14 protein-coding genes are annotated in these 14,743 nt (G+C 50.2%); 6 read left to right on the plus strand and 8 right to left on the minus strand.

The genetic code is table 11. From position 1 onward, the window contains the following. Nucleotides 1-381: 381 nt before the first annotated feature. Nucleotides 382-777 carry a DUF4783 domain-containing protein gene (locus BM123_RS14195; protein ID WP_090169654.1) on the minus strand — a complete coding sequence of 132 codons (396 nt, stop codon included), beginning with the start codon at nucleotides 775-777 and terminating at the stop codon, nucleotides 382-384. A 267-nt stretch (nucleotides 778-1,044) separates the two neighbouring features. On the opposite strand from BM123_RS14195, the gene gpmI reads away from it, so the two are divergent. From gpmI to BM123_RS14220, 5 genes are all read left to right on the plus strand, one after another. Further along, nucleotides 1,045-2,580 (plus strand): 2,3-bisphosphoglycerate-independent phosphoglycerate mutase, encoded by a 1,536-nt coding sequence (gene gpmI / locus BM123_RS14200; RefSeq protein WP_090169655.1) that lies wholly within the window; start codon nucleotides 1,045-1,047, stop codon nucleotides 2,578-2,580. A gap of 165 nt (nucleotides 2,581-2,745) precedes the next feature. Next, nucleotides 2,746-3,219 carry an META domain-containing protein gene (locus tag BM123_RS14205; protein ID WP_090169657.1) on the plus strand — a complete coding sequence of 158 codons (474 nt, stop codon included), beginning with the start codon at nucleotides 2,746-2,748 and terminating at the stop codon, nucleotides 3,217-3,219. A gap of 47 nt (nucleotides 3,220-3,266) precedes the next feature. Further along, nucleotides 3,267-4,400 carry a methylmalonyl-CoA mutase family protein gene (locus BM123_RS14210; RefSeq protein ID WP_175489394.1) on the plus strand — a complete coding sequence of 378 codons (1,134 nt, stop codon included), beginning with the start codon at nucleotides 3,267-3,269 and terminating at the stop codon, nucleotides 4,398-4,400. 105 nt (nucleotides 4,401-4,505) lie between these two features. Continuing rightward, nucleotides 4,506-5,537 carry an aldose epimerase family protein gene (locus tag BM123_RS14215; RefSeq protein ID WP_175489395.1) on the plus strand — a complete coding sequence of 344 codons (1,032 nt, stop codon included), beginning with the start codon at nucleotides 4,506-4,508 and terminating at the stop codon, nucleotides 5,535-5,537. Beyond that, a complete protein-coding gene (locus BM123_RS14220) occupies nucleotides 5,530-6,261 on the plus strand; it encodes a TIGR04283 family arsenosugar biosynthesis glycosyltransferase (RefSeq protein WP_175489396.1) in 732 nt (243 codons plus the stop codon). Before BM123_RS14215 ends, BM123_RS14220 begins: the two co-directional genes overlap by 8 nt. Nucleotides 6,262-6,285: 24 nt before the next feature. Here the strand turns inward: BM123_RS14220 and BM123_RS14225 are convergent, their stop codons facing one another. After that, complete coding sequence (locus tag BM123_RS14225) at nucleotides 6,286-7,020, minus strand: metallophosphoesterase (protein ID WP_090169663.1); 735 nt, start codon at nucleotides 7,018-7,020, stop codon at nucleotides 6,286-6,288. Between the two features lie 178 nt (nucleotides 7,021-7,198). Between BM123_RS14225 and BM123_RS14230 the strand changes: the two genes are divergently transcribed. Beyond that, nucleotides 7,199-8,353, plus strand: coding sequence for a hydroxymethylglutaryl-CoA reductase (locus BM123_RS14230; protein WP_245748563.1), 1,155 nt, complete (start codon nucleotides 7,199-7,201; stop codon nucleotides 8,351-8,353). Between the two features lie 45 nt (nucleotides 8,354-8,398). Here the strand turns inward: BM123_RS14230 and BM123_RS14235 are convergent, their stop codons facing one another. The 6 genes from BM123_RS14235 to BM123_RS14260 all read right to left on the minus strand — a co-directional run bounded on the left by BM123_RS14235 (nucleotide 8,399) and on the right by BM123_RS14260 (nucleotide 14,742). Further along, a complete protein-coding gene (locus BM123_RS14235) occupies nucleotides 8,399-8,998 on the minus strand; it encodes a YdeI/OmpD-associated family protein (protein ID WP_090169667.1) in 600 nt (199 codons plus the stop codon). A gap of 44 nt (nucleotides 8,999-9,042) precedes the next feature. Next, nucleotides 9,043-10,059, minus strand: a complete 1,017-nt coding sequence (locus BM123_RS14240) for a PDDEXK nuclease domain-containing protein (protein ID WP_090169669.1) — start codon at nucleotides 10,057-10,059, stop codon at nucleotides 9,043-9,045. 84 nt (nucleotides 10,060-10,143) lie between these two features. Next, nucleotides 10,144-13,074: an excinuclease ABC subunit UvrA gene (gene uvrA / locus BM123_RS14245; protein WP_245748564.1), complete on the minus strand. Its 2,931-nt coding sequence runs from the start codon at nucleotides 13,072-13,074 to the stop codon at nucleotides 10,144-10,146. A gap of 218 nt (nucleotides 13,075-13,292) precedes the next feature. After that, nucleotides 13,293-13,508 (minus strand): hypothetical protein, encoded by a 216-nt coding sequence (locus BM123_RS14250; protein WP_090169671.1) that lies wholly within the window; start codon nucleotides 13,506-13,508, stop codon nucleotides 13,293-13,295. Between the two features lie 75 nt (nucleotides 13,509-13,583). Further along, nucleotides 13,584-14,060, minus strand: a complete 477-nt coding sequence (locus BM123_RS14255; RefSeq protein WP_090169673.1) for an ExbD/TolR family protein — start codon at nucleotides 14,058-14,060, stop codon at nucleotides 13,584-13,586. A 124-nt stretch (nucleotides 14,061-14,184) separates the two neighbouring features. Beyond that, on the minus strand, nucleotides 14,185-14,742 hold the full coding sequence (locus BM123_RS14260; RefSeq protein ID WP_090169675.1) for an ExbD/TolR family protein: 558 nt from the start codon (nucleotides 14,740-14,742) through the stop codon (nucleotides 14,185-14,187). Nucleotide 14,743 lies beyond the last annotated feature (1 nt).

Raw genomic sequence — 14,743 nt, forward strand, 5'->3', positions numbered from 1 at the left:
CATCTGTAAGCCCTTGATTAACCCAATTCAAGTTGTTTTATCAACTTATCAGCTTTTCTACCCTAAAGTAAATACCACCTTAATCCAATGTTAATTTAATTGCACTTTGTAATTCTAAAAACCCGAAAAAGTCAATAAACATGCGGGGGTACAGCAAAAAACGGATGGTTAAAACAGCCTTAGTCCTTTGTCATCGGTGCCCCCCCCAAGTAAAGGAGAAGTAACCTGTTGTTTAATTTTTTTTGCAGCAAACAAGCTTCTCAAATACCACTTTTTTATTTACGGAACGGTAGGCAAAAAAAATAAACCGGCTCCTCATAAAACAGCACAGCCGCCACGAAAATCATTTCGTGGCGGCTGGCTGAATGGAAAAAATCAGGCTTAACCCCGATCAAATCTTAATTCCTGCAGCACTACTCCGTTATTCTTTTTGGCTACGTAGACGTATACCCGAAAAGATCCGTTTTTGGTGCTCAGTGTACCGATGCAATACTCTGCATCGTCTGATTTGGAGGCTCCCTGGTGGACCTTACCGAAGCTCGTGGGGGAAAATTTGGCAAAGAAGCCATTCAGAGCCTGTTTAGCTTCCTCCCGGCTATAAACGTCTTCTTCATCAAGGATACTGAGTTCTACCTCAGCATCCATGGCTGCTACCAGCTGATCAATATCACCACCGCCAATGGCGCGGCAAACATCGTCCAGTGCAACCGGAGCCTGATCTGCGGCCGGAAAAAGAGGGCCAAGAAGAGCCATATATATAAAGAGCATAAGTTTCATGGGATCGTAGTTTAGGTCAAGAATGATATCTACCGGATGGTAGAAAGAGACTCACAAAAGCAATATCCGTTGATATTTTTGGCGCTTCTGGTCATCTAAACAACTGATATTTAGACGACTCGTGATACAAATGTCACTAAAATTACTCCTAACAAACGCCCCCATCATCATGGGGATTGCTAATATTTGGTTAAAAAAGCAGGTTCAAAACGCCAATTTCGAAGCCACAGCCAAATTACTACCTTCGCCACTATAAAATAAAGGAACATGAAAACCGGAAAAACACTACTTGTAATTCTTGATGGCTGGGGAATTGGTCAACGACCAGAGGCTGACGCTATAGCGCAAGCAAATACCCCCGTGTTCGACCGGATTTATAAAGAGTGCCCCAGCGCTACCCTGGTAACTTACGGCGAGGAAGTGGGGCTGCCCGAAGGGCAAATGGGCAATTCAGAGGTCGGCCACCTTAATATTGGAGCCGGGCGCGTCGTTTACCAAAGTTTTGCCCGTATTAACAAAGCTATCCGGGAAGGAGAGCTGGCTAAACTACAAGCCCTGCAGGATGCCCTTACTTACGCGCGTGAATCCGGCAAGGCTGTGCATCTGATCGGTTTGCTAAGTGACGGAGGCGTTCACTCGCACATCAACCATCTTCTCAAGTTAACAGATATTGCGACTAAGGCTGGCAATGAAAAGGTTTTCATCCATGCCTTTACGGACGGTAGAGATGTAGCCCCCGATTCCGGCAAAGGTCATTTAAAAACGCTGCTGGACCACATAGATGGGCAGCCCACCAGACTGGCTAGTGTAAGTGGTCGTTTTTTTGCGATGGACCGGGATACCCGCTGGGAACGAATTGAGAAAGCTTATGATGCCATGGTTAAAGGTGAAGGCATTGGCAGTACGGACGTGCTATCCTCCATTCAGGCCTGGTACGACAGTGGAAAGACCGACGAGTTCGTAGAGCCAATCGTGATGCTACGGGCAGACGGAAGTCCGGTTGCCCGCATTGAGGAAGGTGACGTAGTGATCAACTTTAACTTCCGTACGGATCGTCCCCGACAAATTACCCGGGCGCTTACTCAGGAAGACTTTCCGGAGCAGGAGATGAAACGAATTCCTGACCTACGGTACCTGTGTATGACCCAGTATGATGAAAAATTCACCAACGTAGAAGTTTTATTTCCCAGTAAGGACCTGAATAAGACAATGGGGCAGGTAGTAAGTGAAGCCGGAAAAACGCAGGTTAGAATTGCCGAGACGGAAAAGTACGCGCACGTTACCTTCTTTTTCAGCGGAGGTCAGGAGGAGGAGTTCCCCGGTGAAAGACGTCTATTGATTGACTCTCCACGAGACGTAGAGACCTACGACGAGAAGCCTGAAATGGGTGCTTACGGAATTACGGATACAATTGTTGAGGATATGAAGACCAATGGCCCGGACTTCATTTGCCTCAACTATGCCAATACCGATATGGTAGGGCATACGGGCATTTGGGATGCGGCCATTAAGGCCGCAGAGGTTGTGGACGAATGTTTAGGGAAATTATTAGCTACGGCGCAGGAAGAGGGATACCACGCTATTGTTATTGCTGACCATGGCAATTCAGACATTATGCGAAACGAAGATGGCAGCGTGCACACTGCGCATACGACTAATCCCGTCCCCGTTATTTATGTAGGCCCGGATCAGGAATTAAGCTTGAAAGATGGTGGTAAATTAGGAGATGTAGCACCAACCCTGCTTGCCCTGATGGGCGTAGCCCAACCGGAAGAGATGACGGGGGTAAGCCTGCTGGCTTAGGTAAAGAGTCGGGAAAAACCGCTTTCGTCAGGGAGCCTCGTGAATAAAGATGAAGCCTGCTAAGGTGAGCCTGCCTTGCACCTGCGGCAGCGCCAGCTCTTCTAAAAAGCTACTCTAAACCTATCCTTCCCCAAAAATTTGCTACTCTTTCTTACCTTAAAGCCCATGCGAAACCTCTTCTTCCTGTTCCTGGCTTTAATTTTTGTGGCTGCTTGTCAACCAAAACCAGATACTGCCGGACGGAGCCCGGAAGATCCTACAGCCAATAAAAACATCTCTGAAGTGCAAAAAGTACCCATCCCATCTGCCTGGACGCTCATTAGCTGTGAGCGGGACGGAAAGACTATTCCTGCCGTTAATGAGCGTTGTTTTATTGCACTTCGTGATGGACAAATAGGCGGAAACACCGGCTGCAACAGCTTTGGTGGCGATTGGAGTGGCAGTCCCGCAAAAATGAAAATACCGGGGGTAATGGCCACAAAGATGTATTGTGAAGATGCTGCTGAGCAAGAATCTATGATTCTACAGATGCTCAATGGAACCGTCCAGCTGGAAATGGTGAACCCCAAGACACTCCTGATCACTTCTGGTAAGGAGCAACTTAGACTTGCCCGCAACGACGACAAGCTGAAGCAATAGTCCGTTTTCCACCTCCGTTTTTTTTGACTAACCGAATGCCCCATTTTATGTCTACTTCTGACCATACTGTTTCCACTCATTCCAATGGACAGGAAGACTGGCTTGCCGATCTGAATACCTCGACGGGAACTACCGTTGAGGAACGGGATACTGCTTTATTGAAAGAGATAAGCAGACGGACAAAAGGAGATGACAGACTTGATCTTAACCGATGGACAATAGGTGCCTACATTGATTCGGGAGAGAACGAAGAAATCAATAACTATGCACGGGCGGAAGTCCAATCCGGAGCGGAGGCATTGTTGTTCCGGCTGTATCATCAGCCTGACGCGGAGGAAATTGCTAAAATTCTGCAAGGAATAGACATAAGAAAGCAGTCTTTGCATTGTACGCTTCGCTACCCGGGGCAGGATCCAGCGGAACTCTTTCGGGATCTTGTTCGCTATTTACGCAGGGAAGGGCACGAACTGCAAGGAGTAGCCGGATCGGTTGATTTTGACCCTCTCCTCGATTGGTCAGAGCCTCCTTTCCCCCCACTGATACGTCTGCTCTATTTCGTTTCCCGCTGGATGCCTCACTTCCGGGTACTGCAGGTAAATGCTGCAGGTTTCAATAATGGTGTTACCGACGCTGACATTGAACTCGCATTAGCGATTTCTAAAGGCGCCTCTTATCTGAAGCAGATTGAAGAATTGGGCTATCCCGCAGCACTGGCCAACAATCATTTACAGTTTGCCTTCACGGTAGGCTATTCCTTCTACGGAGACATCGCTAAGCTCAAGGCTTTACGTGTTCTTTGGAGTCGGGTTTTAAAGGATATTGGCCTGACGACAACGCCTACCACTGAAATTGCGGCCCATTCAGACATTACAGTATTGAATGATGATGGACTGGACAATGGTCTTCAGCTACAAATGCAAACGCTGGCGGCGGCCATTGGTGGAGCGGATATGATCTTCCTGGCTCCGGCGGACGGCCCCTTCCAATCAGCCACAGAAGAAGGCCGAAAACTCGCTCTGCAAACCCAACTCGACGCCAGATCCGGACAACTCAGTCTTTCTGAAAAAGCCGTTGACCAGGCTTTTCTGGATGCGATGACGGAAGCTCTTGTAGAAGCGGCATGGAAAAAATACCAAACCATTGAAAAGCAAGGGGGCTTTGCCTCTGCGGTGGAATTCTAGATATGATGTCGCTAATCGTTCTTTTCCTTTTCTCAATTTTATTGATCAGTTTCGATGAATCGACCTCGCCCAAACGCTACTTCTAAACCGGTTAATTCTTCTTTAATGCCTACGATCACTTCTACTGCATGGGGCGAGAGCCCTGCGGGTAAAGTAAGCCTGTTTGAACTCACCAACGACCAGGGCAATACCCTCTCCCTGACCAATTATGGAGGCATCGTCACCTCCATTGTTATGCAGGGGAAGGAGATGGTCATTGGTTTTGACAATCTGGAGAGTTATCTGGGAGAGCACCCTTATTACGGAGCGCTCGTTGGCCGTTATGGGAACAGGATTGGTGGCAGCCAGTTTTCATTGGATGGCAAAACCTTCATGCTGGAGCCTAACAACAACGGCAACCAACTCCATGGTGGCCCCAGGGGCTTCAATGATCATCTCTGGGGTGTAGACACCGCGACTACAGCAGAAGCTGCTATAGTAACGCTGAGCCACATTAGCCCTGATGGAGACCAGGGCTTCCCCGGAGAGCTTCGGGTAAGTTGTCGCTATGAGTGGACCAACGACAATGAACTAAGGCTATACTACGAAGCCCGGACCAATAAGCCCACTATTGTCAATCTAACCAATCATACCTATTTCAATATTGGTAACGAAGAGAACATCTTACAGCAGACACTTCATTTAAAGGCCGACCGATTTACGCCCGTAAATGATGAAATGATACCATTCGGAGAAAACCTTTCGGTGCGGGGTACTCCCTTTGATTTCACCACCGCTAAAGAAATTGGCAGGGACATCATGGCGGATCACCCTCAAATAGCCCTGGCGAATGGCTACGATCATAATTTCGAGCTAAATGATTACGATGGGAGTCTAAAGGAGTTTGCCTTGGTAACCGACCCAGCCTCCGGCAGAAAACTGCGTTGTTTCACGACAGAGCCCGGCGTACAGATATTCACCGCCAATTTTGCGGCGGGTCAATTCAAGGGCAGAGGAGGAACGGATTTGCCTACCTACGGCGCCATCTGCCTGGAAACGCAGCACTTCCCGGATTCACCCAACCAGGCTAACTTTAAGACACCACGCCTGGACCCCGGACAGGTTTACTCCACTACTACAGTTTACCGCTTTGAATAGCGGAGAATACAGTTCCGACAACTCTGCTCCGTGGCTCTCAATTATCATTCCGACCCTAAACGAGGCGGAGCATCTGCCTGCCTTACTGGATGTTCTAGGATCAGGCATTAGCCCAACGGAGATTGAGATCATCATTTCTGATGGCGGGAGTCGGGATGGTACACAAGAGATCGTCCAAAGCCGCCATCTTCAGCTCATAGACTCACTGCCTCCCCGGTCTCGACAATTAAATGAAGGGGCTAAGTTCGCCCGTGGACAATACCTATGGTTTCTTCACGCGGACACCTTGCCGCCGCCGGACTGGCAGGCACACTTACAAGCAGCTGCACAGCAACATTTACCATCTTGCTTTAGCATCGTCTTCGCCCAACAGGAGAGAAGCTGGTGGCTGCGACGCTACGCAGCAGGCAGCAGGTTCAACCTGATGGCCTTTCGCTTCGGTGATCAATCGCTCTTTGTATCCGCCAGCCTTTTTCGGACTTCAGGTGGATATAAAGAAGAGATGTACCTGATGGAAGGGCATATCCTTGCCCGCCAGCTAAGAAAACTAGCCGGTGGTTTTTACCTGCTACCAGCAAACGTAACCACCTCTGCCCGTCGGTATTTCCGTTATGGCGTCGTCTATACTCAACTAGTCTTCGTGCTAATCTTTTGCCTCTATTATCTCGGGGCCAGCCACTCAACATTGGTAAAGTTGTACTCTCGTGCATTCAGGTCCTCCTGAGCAAACAAAGGAAGGGATTAAGCCCTAAATAACGTAGGTAGGAATCGACCGAAAATTGCCTTCTTCATCCCAGCTAAGCCGTAAATAAGCCGGGGGTAAAAACTCCTGCTCAAAGCTATCTGCATCCGGGTTAATAAAAAAGCTGGTGGGCGGACAGAGATGAATGCTCATATTCTGATGAGTCATCATTCTTCCGGTATGGTAGTGCCCGCAGAATATTCTCCGATGGCGGCCGTCGGCCCGAAGGATACTGAGCAGTTTCTCCGTTTCTTTCAGCGGATACTTCTCATCCATAAAAGAAACCCCCATCTTCATCGGTGGATGGTGAATGACGATGTCCGACTGAGGATATTGTCCAAGTGCTTTAGTGAGCCACCCTAACTGCTCCTTGTCCACTATGCCAGCAGAAGAATCGAGGAAAATGAAGTATCTCTCATTTACTTTCACCAGGCCTTTGATGGGCTGTTGCTCATGTCCTTCCAGAAAGAATGCATTGCGCATCATGGCGCGGTCATCATGGTTTCCGGGTGTTAAATAGTAGGGCTTCTGCAGCTCGTCGAGTAAGCTTCTGAGCTGATGATAGACTTCCTGTACAGGATCATGCGCGCAGAAGTCTCCCGTCAGAAAATAAGCATCTGGCTCAAAAGAGCGACTATGTTCCAAAACCTGCTTAAAACGGTCCAATACACTTAAGCCCATCAGGGGTTCGCCTGGGGTAAGGAGATGGAGGTCCGTAATTTGCGCAATTTTAGTGTACACGACCGGTTAAAAGCTTAATTGATCGCAAATTAAGCATTAGTCCTGAATTCTATTTGTCCTAAGCCCCGCTAAAAACCAGAAGTATACCAAATCAGCGAAGTAACTTGCCCAATATTCTTATTTGAGAAAACAATTGCCCGCGTGCCTGCGTCCTCCACCGGTAGAACAAGCTTATCCTATGTCTAGTCCGTTAATGAATACTCCTGCTGCTGGAACAGCGCCAAAGGAGCCAACAAAAGTTACCTCTGGCTCCCTCCCGAATCTGGAGGGAAAAACCCCTAACCCGTTGGGGAGTGAACTTGCCGGAAATATTGAAAACTATATCGGTATGGCCAGAGTCCCGGTTGGGCTGGCCGGGCCATTGCGGATGCAAGGGGAATATGCCAAGGGGGAGTACAGTATTCCGCTGGCCACAACCGAAGGAGCGCTGGTGGCTTCTTTTACGAGAGGAATGAAAGCGATTAGTCTGAGTGGCGGTGCAGTAACCAGAGTAATCAGTGAAGGCGTACAGCGAGCACCTTATTTCAGATTTGAGGACCTTGCGACGGCGGCAGATTTTCTGAAGTGGATCGCTGTCCACCAGCATGAATTTGAGCGCATAACCGGAGAAAACAGTCGCTTCGCTAAGCTTACCTCCATTACGCCTACGCTGGAAGGGAATGCCGTAACGCTGATGGTAGAATTTACCACGGGGGATGCCGCCGGACAAAACATGGTAACCATCTGCACCGACCGCATTTGCCGGTTTATTGCCAGCAGCTACCCGGGAAAGATCGTTGAATGGTATTTGGAGGTGAATGCCTCTGGCGATAAAAAAGCCAGCCGGGTCAGCTTCCGTAACGTTAGAGGGAAACGGGTATGTGCGGAAATTGTAGTCCCCCGAGACATCGTCATCAGCGTATTAAAAACTACGCCAGAGACTATTGATCGATTCGGCCGGGCAGCCTGTTATGGTGCACTACAATCTGGCACTATGGGGGTTCATGCCCACCTGGCGAACGGGCTAACGGCTTTGTTTATCGCTTGCGGGCAAGACGTAGCCTGTGTGGCAGAAGCCTCCGTAGGGACCGTTAGAATGGAAGTAACTGAAGCGGGAGATCTTTACGGCTCCGTTACGCTACCCAACCTGATTGTGGGGACCGTTGGCGGAGGAACCGGCTTGCCGACGCAGCGGGAGTGCCTGGAAATGATTGATTGCTTCGGGACGGGCGGAGCCCGGCGTTTTGCTGAGATTGCGACGGCCGTTTGCCTGGCCGGCGAGCTCTCCATCCTCGCAGCCCTGGCAGCGGGGCATTTCTCCGCCGCCCATGAGCGGCTGGGGCGGAAGGGGTAAGTACATTGCTTTGTTAATCCATTCTTGCACCCGCGCTCCGGCGCCCTACTTACGGTACTTATCCGATAGCCCCTTCCCTTCCCGAATCATCACTATTGCCTTCTCTAATCTCCGCTGTCGGGTTTCCTCCCGCTTAGCACCCGATATGCTTTCACAAAATTCCCGTTGCTTATAAGGCGGCATGGCGGAATAGGCGGTAAACAGCGCCGGCTCTTTCTTGAATACAGCAGCCAATTCAACGGGAATAACCGGCTCGGCCGCCGGTAGTACTTCCATTTCCAGGCCCATCAGCTGGTTCTCTACCGCTTCGTTAAGGAAAGAACGTACCAACTCTGCGTCCACCGCCTCCTCGGCTCCAAACCGTAACTGCCGCTGTGCGACCGTCTTCCCCGGGCTTGCGTTGACCAGCATACCGTCCGGATCGCTCAGTAGTGCTCCCTGGCTGAACCATACACCAACGTAGGCCTTCGCGTAAAAGAGCGTTGCCACATTCTTCTTTTCAATCGAATAAACCGGCATGGCCCACTTAATAGCCTCGTTTAATTCACTCCGTTCCAGCAGGATTTCCCGCAATTGGTCCAAACGCTCTTGCCAGTGAGCGGGCGCCTGGGCGATGTAGGCTTCGGGAGAAGAAGGCTTTTTCATATTGGGATAATTCCTGCTTAAAAATAATGACTTTATCGAAAATTTCACTCTTCCTCCAGCGCCAGTTGTTCCCGAAGTTGTTCGGGCGTAGGTAGCTTACTCTTCATTTCCGGGGGTAATTCTTCAAATAATCGATAAGTCGCCACCCCCAGAGGCCGGGTATTCGATTTCAGGGAGTATTCCACGATCACATCGTTCTTCTCTTTACACAGGATCATACCAATAGAAGGGTTCTCATGGGGGAGCTTCATCGTATCATCAAGTACCTCCAGGTAAAAATTCATCTTACCGGCGTATTCAGGGATGAACTTTTTGACCTTCAGATCGATCGCCACCAGGCACTGCAACTGCCGGTGGTAAAAAAGCAAATCCACCCAAAAGTCGCTATCGCCCACCGTAACCCGATACTGACGGCCCACGAAGGTAAAGCCATAGCCGAGTTCGAGGATAAAATCACGGATACGATCCATAAGGCGGTCTTCCAACTCTCGTTCTTTGATTTCCTCTTCAATGCCTAAAAACTCGAGGTTATAACTGCTCTTGATGGCTTCGTTTGCTTGATCAATTAGATTTTCCGGAAGGGTGTCTTTGAAGTTATTACTGGGCGCTTCCAGAATGCTTCTTTCGTAGAGTTGGGCATCGATGTGGTAGTCGAGGATGGCGCGGGCCCAGCCGTGCTTGAATGATTTTTCTAAGTAAAAGACGCGCTTATCTTGAGTAAAGCCCTTCCTCAAAAGAAGTATATTATGCCCCCAAGGTAATTTGGCGACAGTGTGTCGCATATTTGGAAAAGCCTTATACGTAAGGTAAAGTTTTCGCATATCACGCAGATTTCTAGGGGATAATCCTTTCTCTTGAGGAAATTCCGCCCGTAAGTCTCTAGATATCCGATCAATTACACCCGCTCCCCAGCCATGCTCCGTCTGGCTCTCCACTATTTTCCGTCCTAATTCCCAATACATGAGAATGAGTGAGCGATTAACTTGTTGAATAGCATGTACGCGAGCGGTACGCACCGTAGTAGTAAGCTCCGAGAGCAGGGAAGTATAAGCCGTTGTCATTAATAGGGTGTCTGGTCTGACACCAAAAGTAGCGCCAGGCTAATAAACAACCAAAAAGTTTTAAAAATTTGTTTAAAACATTTTTTACAACTCTAGCTTCAGAAAGCGCCCCGTATGGCTTTCCTCCACTTTGGCAATTTGCTCGGGAGTCCCCTTGGCAACGACCGATCCGCCGCCCCGGCCGCCTTCGGGTCCCATGTCGATGATATAGTCGGCCACCTTAATGACGTCCATCGTATGCTCAATCACAATAACGGTGTTGCCTTTGTCCACCAGCCCCTGAAGCACGCGTAGCAGGTATTGGATATCTTCAAAGTGAAGGCCTGTCGTTGGCTCATCAAGGATATACACCGTCTGCCCCGTTGCCCGCTTGCTCAGCTCTTCGGCCAGCTTCACCCGCTGAGCTTCGCCACCGGAAAGGGTGGTGGCCCGCTGCCCGAGGGTTATGTAACCCAGACCAACGTCCGCCAGCGTTTTCATCCGACGGTATATCTTCGGAATGGGCTGAAAGAACTCAGCCGCCTCAGCTACCGACATGTTCAGCACGTCAGTGATTGATTTTCCCTTGTACAGAATCTCCAGCGTTTCCCGGTTAAAGCGCTTCCCGAGGCAGGTTTCACATTCCACCTCCACATCCGGCAGGAAATTCATCTCGATGGTGCGGCTGCCGCTACCCTTGCAAACCTCACAACGGCCGCCCTTAACGTTGAAACTAAAGCGCCCCGGCTTATAGCCCCGAATCTGCGCCTCCGGCAACTTGGTGAACAGGGCACGAATATCCGTAAACACGCCTGTGTAAGTAGCCGGGTTACTCCGTGGAGTCCTCCCAATCGGGCTCTGATCAATGTCAATGACCTTGTCAATGTGCTCCAGCCCCTTGACGGACTTATAGTCCATCGGTCGCTTCACACTGTTATAGAAATGCTGCCGGAGAATTGGGTAAAGCGTCTCATTGATCAACGTTGATTTTCCGGAGCCACTCACCCCCGTTACACAGGTAAAGGTGCCCAGGGGGATTTTTATGCTGACGTTCTTCAGGTTGTTTCCGCTCGCGCCCTTGAGTTCGAGGTAGGTCTTGTTTCCTTTCCGGCGTTTGGCCGGGACCTCGATCTGCCTACGGCCTGCGAGATAATCACTGGTAACACTACCTGCGTTCTTCTTGAGCAGGAACTCTTTCGGTTTACCGGCAGTAACCACTTTCCCGCCCTTCACCCCTGCACCGGGGCCGAGATCCAGCAGATAATCGCTGGCCATCATGATATCTTTGTCGTGCTCAACGACGAGAACGGAATTACCAATGTCCGTCAAATCGCGCAAGGCCGTGATGAGCCGTTGGTTGTCGCGCTGGTGCAGCCCAATGCTAGGCTCATCCAGGATGTAGGTAATACCGGTCAGCTGGCTCCCGATCTGGGTGGCCAGCCGGATGCGCTGCGCCTCTCCGCCGGAGAGGCTACGTCCCGGGCGGTCCAGGCTCAGATACCCCAGGCCTACGTGCAGCAGGAACTTGAGGCGGAAGCGAATTTCTTTGAGGATGTCGGTAGCGATTAGTTTCGTCCGTTTATCCATCCCCTCCTCGGCGGTTTCCATCCATTCACCGAGTTCACCCAGATCCATCCGGGCGAGGTCGCTGATGGTCTTACCCTTGATTTTGTAGTAGCGGGATTCTTTTCGCAGGCGGTCGCCTTCACATTCAGGGCATTCGTTGATGGTCATGAAGTCCTCCGCCCATTGCCGGATGCGTTCGCTGGTCGTTTCTTCATACCAGCGGGTGATCATGTTCACCAGACCGTTTTTCTCTACATCCCATACCATGTCATGGGCAATACGGTCATAGCGGCTTTTCTTCTGGCGGCCAGGCTTCTTTTTCTCTCCGTAGAGGATAACGTTGAGTCCATCCGCCGGCAACTTACTGACCGGATCAGACAGTTTGAACTTATACTTTTTAGCAATCGCCTTAACCTGCTTAAAGGTCGTGTTATCGCGGCCTTCTCCCAGCGGTACGATACCGCCTTTGTTGATGCTCTTGCTACGATCCGGGATAATTTTATCGATATCCGGACTATTCACCTGACCAAGCCCCCGGCAGGTTTTGCAGTAGCCGTAGGGAGAGTTAAAGCTGAAAGAGTTGGGGCTGGGCTCTTCGTAGCTGATGCCGTTTTCGGCGTCCATCAGGTTCTTGGAATAGGGCGAGGTTTTACCCGTGTCCACATCCTGCACAAACACGAGCCCGTCTCCCATTTTCAGAGCGGTTTGCAGGCTTTGGCTCAGGCGGTCAGCCCGGTCGGGCTGCATCTTCAGGCGGTCAATGACCAGCTCAATATCGTGCACTTTATAGCGACTCACCTGCATCCCTTCGGTGATGTCGACGATCTCACCATCCGTCCGCACTTTGGTGTACCCCTGTTTACGGACCTGCTCAAACAACTCCCGGTAATGACCTTTACGGCCACGGACGAGTGGCGCCAGGACGATGATCTTCTTGCCCGCATAGCGCTCAGCAATCTGCTCTTTCATCTGCTCCTCGGTAAAGCGCAACATCGGTTCGCCGCTTACGTAGCTGTAGGCGGTGCCGGCGCGGGCGTACAACAGGCGGAGGAAATCATAGATTTCGGTCACCGTGCCCACCGTGGAGCGGGGGCTGCGGTTCGTCGTCTTCTGCTCAATGGAGATAACGGGACTAAGGCCCGTGATCTGTTCCACGTCCGGGCGCTCCATGGTGCCCATAAACTGCCGGGCGTAGCTGCTGAAGGTTTCCATGTAGCGGCGCTGGCCTTCGGCATAAATGGTATCGAAAGCGAGACTTGACTTTCCGCTACCGCTCAGTCCGGTGATCACCACCAGTTCATTGCGGGGCAGCTCTACGCTGATGTCCTGCAGGTTGTTCTCCTTGGCACCAACGACCGTGAGAAACCGCTCGGAATGAGGCAATTCCTGCACCTTCTTTGTACGCTTTTTGGGCGCTGACGCAGGTGCAGAGGAAGTCTTTTTAGCAGCAGTGGATTTAGCGGGGGGCATACCTTAATTTTCGGGTGCCAGCAACTAATCTATATGACACCTTTTTTGCAACGGATCAAAGGTACTAAGGTTGACAAACTTTTTGTGTACAATTGTTGCATTTGCAGTGTCAAAGTTATAAAAAGCTTCAATCCTCTAATACCTCCTGCTTCTGAAGTGATCCCATTACCCCCAAACACTCGGCTGACTCAGTGACCACGGCAGCGCCCTCCCCTGCTTCAAGCTAACCCCGCTTTTCTGATCTCATCCGCAAACCACCCCTGCTTTCCATCCCGTAGTTTGAAGTAAACCAAGTCCCCTTTCTTCAAATTACCGGACATAACGTTCTTCCCCCGGAAGTGAAACTCCTCCCGTGTTCCTTCCAGGCGTAGGTACCCCATCCCCTTGCTTTCGAGATAAAAAATGATCCGACCCAGCTTTTGTCCGTCTGTCATATCCCGTAAATATAAAAAGCCGCTTCTCTCTGGGAGAGAAGCGGCTTTCGGTTTTTCTTATTCCTGATGAAGGAATTAGTTCAGCTCTTCGGAGCGTTTACCCGCAGAGTAGTTCACTTTGAGCTGATTACTCTTACGAAGCTTGGTTTTAACGTCCTGTACGATACCCATCGTTACTTCGCCATCCACGCGGAGGGAAGAAGTAATACGGCTACGCTTAGCTTCAGGAAGCTTCACTTTGTGCTGCTCGAGGAAGAGAGGAATATCTTCGACAGTAGAGATCTTGTCACCCAACTGAATGCGGGGAGAAGTACCGTAAACCTGCTGGTACTGCTTGGTGGGCTTACCAACGTAAATGTAGTTTACCAACGACTTTTCTTCCAGCTTGGTAAGCTCAGTTGCTTCCGGTGTATTCACCTGCAGCTTCAGGTCAGAGTCCCGCAAAACGGTTACCATCATGAAGAAGAAGAGCAACATGAAGATGATGTCCGGCAGCGAGGCGGTAGAGATCGCGGGTTTTGACTTACCGCGCTTTTTGGTAAACTTAGCCATGATTATTTCTTAGAGTTATTAAGGACTTGTGTGTCCGTAAGATGCCGCACAAAGCGCGACTGGTGGGTGAAGGCCAGCAAAAAACGGGCCGACTCAACTAATTGTAGAAGTCGGCCCGGTTGTTTTACTGTTCGTCACCGAAACTGGTGGGTTCCGCTTCTGAGATTACGAATGGAATCTCTTCACGAATAGACTTCCGCTTAGCGAATTCCATGTCATCCGTGTAGGGCTCACCGTACCGTTTGTTAGCCAGATCGTCCCAAAGTTCCTGATAGGCACCCTTCAATTCGTTGTAAACAGCCAGGTACGTTTGGTAATTGGTACCGCGGTCATTTTTCAACGAAATAATGGCGTTTTGGGGAGACTCAGCCATGTTCGGCATATTGTTGGGGTTCATGATGAACTCCTTAGTGCTTTCGCGCAGGTTGGCGAGGCGCATAGGTTCTTCACGGACCAACAACTGGTTCTGAGCGTTTACGAGTACAGAGTACACGTTACGTTCTTTCAGCTTAGTGATGTCAGGCTCTTCGTCAGACCATGGTGGCAACTTAACGAGGATACCCTTGTCTTCAGCAATCGTAGTGGTCACAAGAAAGAAGATCAACAGCAGGAAGGCGATATCCGCCATGGAGCCTGCATTAATCTCATTACTCATCCGGTCTCTTGTACTGGTCTTAGCCATC

It is taken from the genome of Neolewinella agarilytica (assembly GCF_900110645.1).
In the GTDB taxonomy this organism is placed as follows: domain Bacteria; phylum Bacteroidota; class Bacteroidia; order Chitinophagales; family Saprospiraceae; genus Neolewinella; species Neolewinella agarilytica.

Coding starts and splice junctions, on each gene's coding strand:
- BM123_RS14195 (WP_090169654.1), bottom strand. CDS start 777: ATGAAACTTATGCTCTTTATATATATGGCTCTTCTTGGCCCTCTTTTT.
- gpmI (WP_090169655.1), top strand. CDS start 1,045: ATGAAAACCGGAAAAACACTACTTGTAATTCTTGATGGCTGGGGAATT.
- BM123_RS14205 (WP_090169657.1), top strand. CDS start 2,746: ATGCGAAACCTCTTCTTCCTGTTCCTGGCTTTAATTTTTGTGGCTGCT.
- BM123_RS14210 (WP_175489394.1), top strand. CDS start 3,267: ATGTCTACTTCTGACCATACTGTTTCCACTCATTCCAATGGACAGGAA.
- BM123_RS14215 (WP_175489395.1), top strand. CDS start 4,506: ATGCCTACGATCACTTCTACTGCATGGGGCGAGAGCCCTGCGGGTAAA.
- BM123_RS14230 (WP_245748563.1), top strand. CDS start 7,199: ATGTCTAGTCCGTTAATGAATACTCCTGCTGCTGGAACAGCGCCAAAG.
- BM123_RS14235 (WP_090169667.1), bottom strand. CDS start 8,998: ATGAAAAAGCCTTCTTCTCCCGAAGCCTACATCGCCCAGGCGCCCGCT.
- BM123_RS14240 (WP_090169669.1), bottom strand. CDS start 10,059: ATGACAACGGCTTATACTTCCCTGCTCTCGGAGCTTACTACTACGGTG.
- uvrA (WP_245748564.1), bottom strand. CDS start 13,074: ATGCCCCCCGCTAAATCCACTGCTGCTAAAAAGACTTCCTCTGCACCT.
- BM123_RS14250 (WP_090169671.1), bottom strand. CDS start 13,508: ATGACAGACGGACAAAAGCTGGGTCGGATCATTTTTTATCTCGAAAGC.
- BM123_RS14255 (WP_090169673.1), bottom strand. CDS start 14,060: ATGGCTAAGTTTACCAAAAAGCGCGGTAAGTCAAAACCCGCGATCTCT.
- BM123_RS14260 (WP_090169675.1), bottom strand. CDS start 14,742: ATGGCTAAGACCAGTACAAGAGACCGGATGAGTAATGAGATTAATGCA.